The 12,294-nt window shown below is 67.2% G+C and carries 10 protein-coding genes; 6 read left to right on the top strand and 4 right to left on the bottom strand.

Annotated elements, in window-relative coordinates; genetic code table 11:
- Positions 1 to 112 precede the first annotated feature (112 nt).
- From ROZ37_RS12030 to ROZ37_RS12015, 4 genes are all read left to right on the top strand, one after another.
- On the top strand, positions 113 to 1,249 hold the full coding sequence (locus ROZ37_RS12030) for an efflux RND transporter periplasmic adaptor subunit (protein WP_312659644.1): 1,137 nt from the start codon (positions 113 to 115) through the stop codon (positions 1,247 to 1,249).
- Between the two features lie 9 nt (positions 1,250 to 1,258).
- Complete coding sequence (locus ROZ37_RS12025) at positions 1,259 to 4,405, top strand: efflux RND transporter permease subunit (protein WP_312659642.1); 3,147 nt, start codon at positions 1,259 to 1,261, stop codon at positions 4,403 to 4,405.
- On the top strand, positions 4,402 to 5,820 hold the full coding sequence (locus tag ROZ37_RS12020) for an efflux transporter outer membrane subunit (RefSeq protein WP_312659640.1): 1,419 nt from the start codon (positions 4,402 to 4,404) through the stop codon (positions 5,818 to 5,820). Before ROZ37_RS12025 ends, ROZ37_RS12020 begins: the two co-directional genes overlap by 4 nt.
- Positions 5,821 to 5,945: 125 nt before the next feature.
- The gene (locus ROZ37_RS12015) at positions 5,946 to 6,404 is read left to right on the top strand and encodes a universal stress protein (protein ID WP_312659638.1); all 459 of its coding nucleotides are present in this window, start codon (positions 5,946 to 5,948) and stop codon (positions 6,402 to 6,404) included.
- A 60-nt stretch (positions 6,405 to 6,464) separates the two neighbouring features.
- Here ROZ37_RS12015 and ROZ37_RS12010 read toward each other — a convergent pair whose 3' ends face one another.
- Positions 6,465 to 7,436 (bottom strand): GlxA family transcriptional regulator, encoded by a 972-nt coding sequence (locus ROZ37_RS12010; RefSeq protein ID WP_312659636.1) that lies wholly within the window; start codon positions 7,434 to 7,436, stop codon positions 6,465 to 6,467.
- 107 nt (positions 7,437 to 7,543) lie between these two features.
- On the opposite strand from ROZ37_RS12010, the gene ROZ37_RS12005 reads away from it, so the two are divergent.
- A complete protein-coding gene (locus ROZ37_RS12005) occupies positions 7,544 to 8,092 on the top strand; it encodes a cysteine hydrolase family protein (protein WP_312659634.1) in 549 nt (182 codons plus the stop codon).
- Between the two features lie 190 nt (positions 8,093 to 8,282).
- On the opposite strand, the gene ROZ37_RS12000 is transcribed toward ROZ37_RS12005, so the two are convergent.
- Positions 8,283 to 9,371, bottom strand: a complete 1,089-nt coding sequence (locus tag ROZ37_RS12000) for a tartrate dehydrogenase (protein WP_312659632.1) — start codon at positions 9,369 to 9,371, stop codon at positions 8,283 to 8,285.
- A 97-nt stretch (positions 9,372 to 9,468) separates the two neighbouring features.
- On the opposite strand from ROZ37_RS12000, the gene ROZ37_RS11995 reads away from it, so the two are divergent.
- The gene (locus ROZ37_RS11995; RefSeq protein WP_312659630.1) at positions 9,469 to 10,386 is read left to right on the top strand and encodes a LysR family transcriptional regulator; all 918 of its coding nucleotides are present in this window, start codon (positions 9,469 to 9,471) and stop codon (positions 10,384 to 10,386) included.
- Between the two features lie 110 nt (positions 10,387 to 10,496).
- On the opposite strand, the gene ROZ37_RS11990 is transcribed toward ROZ37_RS11995, so the two are convergent.
- Both ROZ37_RS11990 and ROZ37_RS11985 read right to left on the bottom strand, forming a co-directional pair.
- Positions 10,497 to 11,270, bottom strand: a complete 774-nt coding sequence (locus ROZ37_RS11990) for an enoyl-CoA hydratase (RefSeq protein ID WP_312659628.1) — start codon at positions 11,268 to 11,270, stop codon at positions 10,497 to 10,499.
- Positions 11,271 to 11,343: 73 nt separating this feature from the next.
- The gene (locus ROZ37_RS11985; protein ID WP_312659626.1) at positions 11,344 to 12,144 is read right to left on the bottom strand and encodes an enoyl-CoA hydratase-related protein; all 801 of its coding nucleotides are present in this window, start codon (positions 12,142 to 12,144) and stop codon (positions 11,344 to 11,346) included.
- Between the last annotated feature and the right edge of the window lie 150 nt (positions 12,145 to 12,294).

The raw sequence follows: 12,294 nt of genomic DNA, 5'->3' as shown, positions 1-12,294 counted from the left end.
ACAACATGATATATGCGGAGCGCTGCCCGACTCCCTCCAACGCCCGCCACGCTGTTCGGCGGCGGGTGGGCAGCGTCTTGCCGACAACAGTCCTCCAGGAGAACAAAATCAAATGAATCTGCCCCGCTCACTCTTTCTGCGCGTCGCGCCGCTCGCGATCGTCACCGCGCTCGCCGCCTGCGGCAAGGCGCCCGAGGCTCCGCCTCCCGGCGGCCCGGTCCAGGTCGGCACCTACAGCCTGGAAACGCAGGCGCTGCCGCTGACTACCGAATTGCCCGGCCGCACGAGCGCGTTCCGTGTAGCCGAAGTGCGTCCCCAGGTGAGCGGAATCCTGCAAAAGCGCCTTTTCGAGGAAGGGGCGACGGTCAAGGCCGGCCAGCCGCTGTACCAGATCGACGCGGCGACCTATAGCGCACGACAGAAGAAGGCCGAGGCGAACCTGCGCGCGGCCGAGAGCCTGGCCAAACGGTACGAAGGGCTGCGCGCGACCAACGCGATCAGCCAGCAGCAATACGACGACGCGATGGCCGCATGGCACCAGGCGCAGGCCGACGTGGACATGACGCGCATCGATGTCGTCTATACGAAGGTGCTCGCGCCGATCTCCGGGCGCATCGGCCGTTCGCTGGTGACCGAAGGCGGTCTGGTGTCGAACGGCCAGCCGCAGGCGCTCGCGACGATCCAGCAGATCGACCCGATCCACGTCGATCTCACTCAGTCGACCGGCGAGATCCTGCGCCTGCAGCGCGCGCTCGCCGACGGGACGCAGGCGATCGAGCAGAACGCCGCGACCAGGGTCCGGCTCAAGCTCGAGGACGGCAGCATCTATCCACTCGAAGGCAAGCTGAAGTTCGCCGAGATCGGCGTCGATCAGGGCACGGGTTCGGTGGTGCTGCGCGCGACTTTCCCGAATCCAGACGGCAAGCTGCTGCCCGGCATGTTCGTGCATGCGGAACTGCAAAGCGGCATCCGCCCCGACGCAATCCTGGTTCCGCAGCAGGCGGTGAGCCGCGACGCGAGCGGGCGGGCCTCGGTGTGGGTGGTCGGCGCCGATGGCGTCGCCAATCCGCGCGAAGTCACGACCCTGCGCACGGTCGGTAACACCTGGCTCGTCGGCGACGGGCTGCAGGCGGGTGAGCAGGTCGTCACCGAAGGGCTGCAGCGCCTGCGCCCCGGTCTGCAGGTCGAGGCCGTACCCGCCCGCAACGTCGAGATCGTGACGCGCTTCCGCGCCGGTCGCGAAGGCTGAGGAGCGCCCATGTCCCGATTTTTCATCGAACGCCCGATCTTCGCGTGGGTGCTGGCGATCGTCGTGATGCTCGCCGGCACGCTGTCGATCCTCAAGCTGCCGGTCAACCAGTATCCCGACGTCGCGCCGCCGGCCGTCTTGATCACTGTCGTGTACCCCGGCGCATCCGCGCAGACGGTGCAGGACACGGTCGTGCAGGTCATCGAGCAGCAGTTGAACGGGCTCGACGGTCTGCGCTACATCTCGTCGGCGAGCAACTCCGACGGCAGCATGGAGATCGTCGTCACTTTCGAGCAGGGCACCGATCCGGACATCGCCCAGGTCCAGGTGCAGAACAAGCTGCAGCTGGCGACGCCGATGCTGCCGCAGGAAGTCCAGCAGCAGGGCATCCGCGTCGCGAAATACCAGATGAACTTCATGCTGGTGGTCGGCCTGGTGTCGGAAGACGGTTCGATGAGCAACTTCGACCTGTCCGACTACATCGTCTCCAACATCCAGGACCCGATCTCGCGCACCCCCGGCGTCGGTGACTTCCTGGTGTTCGGCGCGCCCAACGCGATGCGCATCTGGCTCGACCCGGCCAAGCTCAACAGCTACCAGCTCACGCCGTCCGACGTCATTGCCGCGATCCGCGCGCAGAACGTGCAGGTCTCGGCGGGCCAGTTGGGCGGCCTGCCGACGCGCGACAACGTGCAGCTGAGCGCGACCGTGCTCGGCAAGACGCGCATGACCACGCCGGCCGAGTTCGAGAACATCCTGCTCAAGGTCGAACCCAACGGCGCGCAGGTGCGGGTGAAGCACGTCGCCGAGGTCCGCCTCGGGGCGCAGAACTTCTCGATCGCCGGCACCCACAACGGCAAGCCGGCTTCCGGCATCGCGCTGCGCCTTGCGACCGGCGCGAACGTGCTGGAAACCATCGAGAACGTGCGCGACACCATCGCCACGCTCGAACCTTACTTCCCCGCCGGCATGAAGGTCGTCTATCCGTACGACACCTCGCCGGTCGTGAGCGCGTCGATCGACTCGGTCGTGAAGACGCTGATCGAAGCGATCGTGCTCGTGTTCCTGGTGATGTATCTCTTCCTGCAGAACCTGCGCGCGACGCTGGTACCGACGCTCGCGGTGCCGGTCGTGCTGCTGGGCACTTTCGCGGTGCTGCTCGCGGCCGGCTTCACGATCAACATCCTGACCATGTTCGCGATGGTGCTGGCGATCGGCCTGCTCGTCGATGACGCGATCGTCGTCGTCGAGAACGTCGAACGCATCATGCACGAGGAGGGGCTGTCGGCGAAGGAGGCGACGAAGAAGTCGATGCAGCAGATCACCGGCGCGCTCGTCGGCATCGGCCTGGTGATCTCGGCGGTGTTCGTGCCGATGGCCTTCCTCGGCGGCTCGACTGGCATCATCTATCGCCAGTTTTCGATCACGATCGCGACCGCGATGACGCTGTCGGTGCTGGTCGCGATCATGTTCACTCCGGCCCTGTGCGCGACGATCTTGCGCGCGAAGGACGTGGAACATGGCGAGCAGAACCGCTTCTTCCGCTGGTTCAACCGTCGCTTCAACGCGAGTTCGGAAAGCTACGGACGCGGCGTCGCCGGCATCCTCGGTCGCAAGAAGCGCTTCCTCGCGATCTACGTCGTCCTGCTGGCGGTGCTCGGCGCCTTGTTCATGCGGTTGCCGACGGCCTTCCTGCCCGAGGAGGACCAGGGCATCCTGCTCGTGCAGGTGCAGCTGCCGTCGAACGCCAGCATGCAGCGGACGGAAACGGTGCTCGCCGAAGTGAGCGACTACCTGCTGAAAGACGAGGGCGAACACGTGGCGTCGGTGATGACCGTGAGCGGCTTCAACTTCGCCGGTCGCGGGCAGAACTCGGGCATCGCTTTCGTCGAGTTGAAGCCCTTCGCCGAGCGCACGAGCCCGGCCGCGACGGTCCAGGCATTGGCGGGCCGCGCTTTCGGCCGCTTCATGGCGATCAAGGACGCGACGGTGATCCCGATCGTGCCGCCGTCCATCCTGGAACTGGGCAACGCGACCGGCTTCGACCTCTACCTGCAGGACAACGCCGGCGTCGGTCACGAGGCCCTGATGGCGGCGCGCAACCAGCTGCTCGGGATGGCTTCGCAGGAACCCGGCCTGCGCCTGGTGCGCCCGAACGGCCTGTCCGACGAGCCGCAGTACCAGATCGTCATCGACGACGAGAAGGCGAGGGCGCACCAGGTGAGCCTCAGCGCGATCAACGAGACGCTGTCGGTCGCGTGGGGCTCGGCCTATGTGAACGACTTCATCGATCGCGGCCGCGTGAAGAAGGTGTTCGTGCAGGGCGACATTGATGCGCGCATCGCGCCGGAGGACTTCGACAAGTGGTACGTGCGCAACGCCCAAGGTGCGATGGTGCCGTTCTCCGCCTTTGCCAGTGGGCACTGGACCTTCGGCTCGCCCAAGCTCGAACGCTACAACGGCCTGCCGGCAGTACAGATCCTCGGCCAGGCGGCGCCGGGCTTCAGCAGCGGCGATGCGATGGCGACCGTCGAGCTCCTCGCGGAGCAGTTGCCGCCGGGCATCGGCCTGAGTTTCAGCGGCCTGTCGTATGAGGAACGCCTCGCGGGCTCGCAAAGCACTTTCACGCTGGTGCTGTCGCTGGTCGTCGTGTTCCTGTGCCTCGCGGCGCTGTACGAGAGCTGGTCGATTCCGTTCTCGGTGATCCTCGTCGTGCCGGTCGGCATCCTCGGTGCGGTGCTCGCAACGCTGGGCCGCGGACTGTCGAACGACGTGTTCTTCCAGATCGGCATGATCACGACGATGGGCCTCGCCGCGAAGAACGCGATCCTGATCGTCGAGTTCGCGCGCGAACTGCACGAGCGCGAAGGTCGCAACCTGTTCGACGCGGCGGTGCTCGCGGCGCGCATGAGGCTGCGGCCGATCATCATGACCTCGCTGGCCTTCGTGATGGGCGTGATCCCGCTCGCGGTCGCGACCGGCGCGAGCAGCGGCAGCCAGCACTCGATTGGCACCAGCGTGGTCGGCGGCACGCTCGCAGGGACCTTCCTCGCGATCTTTTTCGTGCCGCTGTTCTACTACGTGGTCGGCAGTGTGTTCCGAAAGAAGGCGCCGGCCGATGACGTCGCCGCGCTTCCGGCGCCGGAGGTGAAATGATGTTGAGTACGTCTCTCAAGAAACTCGGCACGGCGCTGGCCCTGAGCGGTGCGCTCGGCGCGTGCTCGATGATTCCCGCCTACGAGCGCCCGGCGGCACCGACCCCGGCCGCGTGGCCGACTGGCGACGCGTACGGCGCCGCTGCGACAGACATGGACGCCCGGCCGCTGGGCTGGGAGGCGTTTTTCCGCGCGCCCGAACTGCAGGAGCTGATCCGCGTCGCGCTCGACAACAACCGCGACTTGCGCGCCGCGGCATTGCGTGTCGAGGCGTATCGCGCGCAGTACCGCATCCAGCGGTCCGATCGCTTCCCGTCGGTGAATGTCGACGGCAGCGGCACGCGCCAGCGTCTGCCGGCCGATTTGTCGATGAATGGCGAAACGAGCACCAGCAGCCAGTATTCGGTCGGGCTCGGTGTCGCTGCGTACGAGCTGGACTTTTTCGGCCGTGTGCGCAGCCTCGAGCAGACCGCGCTGGAGGCGTATCTGGCGCAGGAGGCCAGCCAGCGCGCGCTGCGCTTGAGCCTGACGGCCGATGTGGCGACGGCGTGGCTCAACCTGCGGACCGATCAGGCGCAGCTCGGGCTCGTGCGTGACACGCTGAAAGCCTATGAAGGCTCGCTGTACTTGATCCAGCGGCGCTTCGACGCCGGTGCCGCGTCGGAGCTGGAGGTGCGCCAGGCGCGCAGCGCGGTGGACGCCGCCCGAGCGCAGGAAGCGCAGTTCCTGCGCCGCGTCGCGCAGGATGCCAACGGGCTGCAGGTCCTGCTCGGGGCGCCGGTCCCGCGAACCGAAGCGGGCGAAGGCGTGCCTGGCACCGATCTGCTGGCGGATCTCCCCGTCGGACTGCCCGCCGAAGTGCTGCAGCGCCGGCCCGACATCCTTGCCGCCGAACACCGCCTGCGCAGCGCGAATGCCAATATCGGCGCCGCGCGAGCCGCGTTCTTCCCGAGCATCTCGCTCACCGCGGCGGCGGGGACGGCGAGCAGCGAGCTGTCGGGTCTCTTCGACGGCGGCTCGGGCTTCTGGACGTTCATGCCGCAGATCCGCCTGCCGATCTTCAACGCCGGGCGGCTCGCGGCGAGCCTGGACTACGCGGAGCTGCAAAAGGACATCGCAGTCGCCGACTACGAGAAGGCGATCCAGGTGGCGTTCCGGGAGGTGTCCGACGGTCTGGCGGCGCGGCAAACCTTCACCTCGCAGCTGAAGGCCGAGCAGGATCTGGTCGACACCAACCGGCGCTACCTCGAGCTCGCCGACCAGCGCTACCGCGCCGGCGTCGAGAGCTACCTCACGGTGCTCGACGCCCAGCGGACGCTGCTCGGTGCACGGCAGCAGCAGCTCGGCAGCCGGCTAGCACAGCTATCGAGCGAGATCGCGCTGTACAAGGCGCTCGGGGGTGGAGACTGGCGCTGACCCCGGGGGACGAGGCGGGCGCGCGGATCGTTATGAGCCCGGTTTGTGCCGGGCCGTCCGCTCGCCTTGTTGTCCGCATTGTTGCGATCTCGCCGCCAGTCGCCGCCAATCCGCAGAGGCTTCCGATGTTCAAGCACATTCTCGTTCCGACCGACGGTTCGCCGTTGTCCGAGGCGGCCGTTCGACAGGCCGTCGAGTTCGCCGCGGCGCTCGGCGCCCGGCTCACCGCCTTTTACGCGAAGCCCCCGTACCCGGATGCGCGCTTCGGCGAAAGCGGCTTCATCGCGCCGGTGACGCCGGAAAAATTCCAGCAGTTCGAAGACAGGTTGGCGGAGCGCTATCTCGGCTACGCGCGCGAACTGTGCGAGCAGTCGTGCGTGCCCTACGCCGGGCTCGTCGCCGTGAGCGACATGCCTGCGGAGGCGATCCTCGACGCGGCGCGCGGCTGCGGTGCCGACCTCATCTGCATGGGATCACACGGCCGCAAGGGTTTGCGCAGCCTGCTGGTCGGCAGCGAGGCACGCAAGGTCCTCACCTATGGCCGCATCCCGGTCCTGATACTGCGGCCTTCGCTCGAGGAGTGATGCCAATATTCAGTGAGATGAGCCGCCGCGGCCGCTGCCGGCAATGGCGGCTGTCGCCCGTCAGCCGGCATTGAAGCGTCGTCGGTATTCGCCCGGAGTGAGTCCGACGATTCGCGCGAAGACCTTGCGGAACGCCCCCGCGTCGCCGTAGCCGACTTCCCACGCGACCCGCTCGACCGGCAGGCGGCTCGCCTGCAGCATTTCGCGCGCGAGGCCCACGCGCAGGCGCTGGCAGTACTCGGTGGTCGTCATGCCGGTGGCCTTCTGGAAGCGGCGCAGGAAGGTGCGCTCCTCCATGCGGGCGCGCTCGGCGAGGTCGGCGAGGGTCACGTCCCGCGCACCCGTCTCGTGTAGCCAGTGCTGTACCGCGAGGACGGCGGCGTCGCCATGCGCGAGTCGCGGCGAGAACGCGCTGTAATAGCGCTGCTGGCGCCCGGGCGGATCGACGAGCAGCATTTGCGCGGTGCCGATCATGATCGCCGCACCGAGGTAGCGGTCCACCAGCCGCAGTCCGAGGTCGGTCCACGCCATGACGCCGCCGGCGGTGATGATGTCGTCGCTGTCGATGATGAGCTGGTCGACATCCAGGCTGACGTCCGGAAATCGCGCGCCGAAGCGTTCGGCGTAGTGCCAGTGGGTCGTGATCGTGCGGCCGTCGAGCAGGCCGGTTTCGCCGAGCAGGAAGGCGCCGGCGCAGATGGACGCGAGCGTGACGCCAGCCCGGTGCTGCGCGCGCAACCAGTCGCGGTAGGGAGCTACCGTGTCCGGCGAGATCGGCTCGTCGAGGCTGGGCGGCAGCATGAGCACTTTCGGCACACTGTCCGGTCCGAGCATGGAATCCTGGATGCGCACCATCGCGCCGCCCGGTTCCTGCAGCTGCCACTGGGTGACGCGCAGTTGCGGCGCAGCGGCGGCGTGTTCGCCGGCGATGCGCTGCGCGACCGCGAACAGGTCGGTCAGGCCGAGCACCGCCGCCATCTGCGCCCCCGGGTAGAGCAGGATCCCGATCTCGATGATGTCTCTGTCCCGCATATGTCCGTTTTGCCCCCGAAGATGTCGATCGCGCCACTTCGCAGCATGCCGCCGATCGCGAAAGATATCGAGGCCGTTTTCCAGCAGCACTTCCACAGGAGTCCACCATGAGCAAGCGTGCAGTGGTCGTCATCGACCTTCAAAACGAGTATCTGCCGACCGGCAAGCTTCCGCTGACCGGAATCGAGGCCGCCGTCGCGAATGCGGCGAAGGTGATCGCCGACGCCCGCGCGAGCGGCGTGCCGGTGATCCATGTCCGTCACGAATTCGCGAAGGCGGACGCACAGTTCTTCGTGCCCGGTTCGGACGGGGTGAAGATCCAGGCCGCCGTCGCACCGCGTGAAGGCGAGGCCGTGATCGTCAAGAATTACCCGAACTCGTTCCGTGAAACGAATCTCAAGCATCTGCTCGACGAGCGGCGTGTCGAGGAAGTGGTCGTCGTCGGCGCGATGAGCCACATGTGCGTCGATGCGGGCGTTCGCGCAGCAGCCGACCTCGGTTACTCGGTCACCGTGCTGCACGACGCCTGCGCGACCCTCGACCTGGAGTTCGGCGACGTGAAAGTGCCGGCCCGGCAGGTGCACGCCGCAATGATGGCGGCGTTCGCATTCGCGTATGCGACGGTCAAGTCGACCGAGGAGTATCTCGCTGGCTGACACGCGGTCGGCGTAGTTGCCCGCGGACCGCGCATTGGGCACGGTCCGCGGGCAGTTCCGAAGTCGGAGAAGGCTATGGCGGGGCGAAGGGTTCTAGCCGGGCAATCCGATGCCGCTCGGGCCGAGCCCGCCGAAGCCTTCGCAGGCCCATCGACGGACTCAGGGAGAACGGCTGGATTGACCGGCCGGTTTAAGCAATCCCGCGTTCGACCGCCGCGGCGATGGCTGCGCCGAGATCGACGGTTTTCGCGCTGCCGCCCATGTCCGGCGTCCGCGGCCCGGCAACCAGCACGTGCTCGATCGCCTGCATGATCGCGTCGTGCGCGGCCTGGTAGCGCGCGTCACCTTTGCCGAGGAAGTCGAGCATCATCGCGCCCGACCAGATCATCGCCACGGGGTTGGCGATGCCGTGGCCGTAGATGTCCGGCGCGGAGCCGTGCACCGGCTCGAACAGCGACGGAAAGGTCCGATCGGGATTCAGGTTTGCGGACGGCGCGATGCCGATCGTTCCGGTGCAGGCCGGTCCGAGATCGGACAGGATGTCGCCGAACAGGTTGGACGCGACTACGACGTCGAAGCGCTCCGGGCTCAGCACGAAGCGCGCGGTCAGGATGTCGATGTGGTACTTGTCCCAGCGCACGTCGGGGTAGCTGCCGGCCATCGCTTGGACGCGCTCGTCCCAGTACGGCATGCTGATCGCGATGCCGTTCGACTTGGTGGCCGAAGTCAGGTGCTTCTTCGGGCGCTTCTGCGCGAGGTCGAACGCGAATTTCAGGATGCGGTCGGTGCCCTGGCGCGTGAAGATCGACTCCTGGATCACGGTTTCGCGATCGGTGCCCTCGAAGATGCGGCCACCGATCGACGAGTATTCGCCTTCGGTGTTCTCGCGCACGACCAGGAAATCGATGTCGCCGACTTCCTTGCCCGCCAGCGGACACGGGATGCCGGGCATCAGGCGCACCGGGCGGACGTTGGCGTACTGGTCGAAATGGCGGCGGAACTTGAGCAGCGAGCCCCACAGCGACACGTGGTCCGGGACCGTCTCCGGCCAGCCGACGGCGCCGAAATAGATGGCGTCGAAGGTCCGGAGCTGCTCGAACCAGTCGTCGGGCATCATCTTGCCGTGTTCGAGGTAGTAGTCGCAGTGGGCCCAGTCGAACGCGGTGAATTCGAGGTCGAGCCCGAACTTGCGCGCCGCCGCGTCGAGCACCCGGAGCCCTTCGGGCATGACTTCCTTGCCGATGCCGTCGCCGGCGATCACCGCGATCCGGTGCTTCATGTCGATCTCCTTCGCTTCGGAAATTAAGGTCCGGCTAGCTTAGGGGTCACACGGATATCTACAATCCGTTCGATTGTGAATCTCGTGAACACGAACCGTGAACATCAAACCTCAGCTCGACGACCTGCGACTCTTCTGCATCGTCGCCCGCCATCGTAGCTTCGCGGCGACCGCGCGCGAGCTCGGCATCTCGAAAGCGGTCGTGAGCAAGCGCATCGCGCTGCTGGAAGCGGCGGTACAGGAAAAGCTCTTCCACCGCACGACGCGCAACGTGTCGCTGACCGCACAGGGCGAGATCGTCCATCAGTGGGCGCAGCGCATCGTCGAAGACGTCGAGCTGATGGGCGAGGCGATTTCGCGGGAGAAGGCGGCGCCGCGCGGCCTGCTGCGCTTGTGCTGCAGCACGGGCTTCGGCCGTAACCGCCTCGCGCCGGCGCTGTCTGAACTCGCCCGGCGCTTTCCGCTGCTGGAGATCCAGGTGGAACTGCTCGACCGTCCGGTCGACCTCGTCGAGGAGGGTTTCCAGCTCGACATCCGCGTCGGCCAGGTGCGCGAGGGCAACGTCATCAAGCGCCGCGTCGCCCGCAATCGACGGGTGCTGTGTGCATCGCCCGGCTATCTGGAGCGGTTCGGCACCCCGCGTTCGCTCGATGAGCTGCAAGCGCATCGCTGCATCCCGATCCGCGAGCGCGATCAGAATTTCGGCCGCTGGGAACTGGAAGGCCCCGACGGACCCGCCGCGATCAAGGTGAGCGGGCCGCTATCCGCCAACAACGGTGAAATCGTCCGCCAGTGGGCGATCGACGGCCACGGCATCATCCTGCGCTCGACCTGGGACGTCCGCCGCGAGATCGAAGCCGGCCTGCTGCGTCCGGTGTTGCCGGACTACTTCCAGCAGGCGGACGTGTGGGCGGTCTATCCGTCCCGACTGTCGGTGTCGGCGAGGGTCAGGGTCTGCGTCGAGTTCCTCGAAGAGTGGTTCGCGCAGACGGGGCTGGACGCCGCGCCAAGCTGATTGCCGGCGCGGCGTGGTCTGAAGCAGGGTTGCGTCGGCGACGGAAGTGGCTCCGAGTCCTCGCTCCCGCTGCCGCTCGGGCGGCGCCCCGAACCGCCGCCGCCCGCCGCCTAACGGTGCCGGAATTCCGGCTTGCGCTTCTCGACGAACGCGGCCATGCCTTCCTTCTGGTCCTCGAGCGCGAAGGTCGCGTGCAGCATGCGGCGCTCGAACAGCAGGCCTTCGTTGAGCGGCGCCTCGTACGCCCGGTTCACCGATTCCTTGAGCATCAGCAGCACCGGCAGCGAGTATTCGGCGAGCGTCGCGGCGGTCGCGAGGGCCTCTTCGAGCACGCGCTCGGGCGGGAAGATGCGCGCGACGAGGCCGCTGCGCTCGGCTTCCTGCGCGTCCATCAGGCGGCCGGTCAGGACCATGTCCATCGCCTTCGTCCTGCCGACGAGGCGCGGCAGGCGCTGGGTGCCGCCAGCGCCGGGGATCGTCGCGAGCTTGACTTCTGGCTGGCCGAAGCGGGCGTTGTCGGCAGCGAAGATGATGTCGCACATCATCGCGATCTCGCAGCCGCCGCCGAGCGCGACGCCATTGACCGCCGCGATGACCGGCTTGCGGAAGGTCTTCAGCCGGTCCCAGTTGCGGGTCACGAAGTTCGTCGTGTACGCGTCGACGAATTCCAGACTCTGCATCGCGGCGATATCGGCGCCGGCCGCGAAGACTTTCTCCGACCCGGTGAGCACGACGCAGGCGATGTTCGCGTCGATTTCGAACGCGTCGAGCGCCTGGCTCAGCGCGTTCATCACGTCTTCGTTGATCGCGTTATGCACTTCGGGACGGTTGAAGCGGATCAGACCGACTTTCCCTCGGGTCTCGACGAGAAGCACGGGGTTCATGAGGTTTTGCTCTCCATTGGAGTTCGGTTCTTTCTCGGGGCGGGGTGGTAGCGCTGAACGCGGAGCCGGCGGCTCAGCTGCCGGTGAAGACCGGCCGGCGCTTTTCGAGAAACGCGGAGACGGCCTCGCCGAAGTCCTTCGTCGCCGCGCACTTCGCGAACGCGAGCTGCTCGGCGACGAGCTGGTCGGGCAGGTCGCGCGAGAAGGACTCGCGCATCAGCTGCTTCAGCATCGCCTGCCCGGAGGGGGCCAGGGATGCGAGGCGCCGGGCGAGCGCAAGCGTTTCGTCCGCGAGCGCATCGGTTGCGACGACCTTGTTGACCAGACCGAGACGCAACGCCTCGGCGGCGTCGATCGGGTCGGACAGCAGCGCGATCTCGAGCGCACGGCGCAGGCCGACGAGACGCGGCAGCGACCACGACGCGCCGAGGTCGCAGCTCGTGCCGAGATTGACGTACGCGAAGTTGAAGCGCGTGTTGTCGGCCGCGACGGCGAGATCGCACGCGAGTGCGAGGCTCATCCCGGCGCCGGCGACCGCGCCGTGGAGGCTCGCGACGACCGGCACCGGAAGCGTCGTCAGGATGCGGACGGCCTGATGCAGCGGACCGATCAGGGTTTCCGGGATGGACGCCGGGTCGTCGCGGAATTGCGCGATGTCGCCGCCCGCCATGAAGGCGCGGCCCTCTCCGGAAATCACGACGACCCGCACGCTGGGGTCGGCGGCGATGCTCTGGCACGCGTCGAGGAAGGCGGCGGCGGTCGAGCTGTCCGCGGCGTTCAACGCCTGCGGCCGGTTGAAGCGCAGGTGCGCGATCGCGCCGTCGCGCAAGTGGAGCAGGGGAGATTCGAGCTTGTTCGATTCGGGGTGGTTCATGGAAGTCTCCGTGATCGTTGTTCTTTCGGTCTCGTCTTCGCCGGGCGCGCCGGGGACTGCGCCTGGCGGAGCCGCTGGCGATTCGTCAGCGGCGTCGGAGTCGGTGCGTCATGCCGTCCGGGTCCGACTCGCGATGGTACTTCCGTTCGC

Source organism: Aromatoleum sp., assembly GCF_032027225.1.
In the GTDB taxonomy this organism is placed as follows: Bacteria; Pseudomonadota; Gammaproteobacteria; order Burkholderiales; family Rhodocyclaceae; genus Aromatoleum.
Note: the sequence above shows the minus strand (reverse complement) of the source record. Positions and strands in the feature narration are given on the sequence as shown.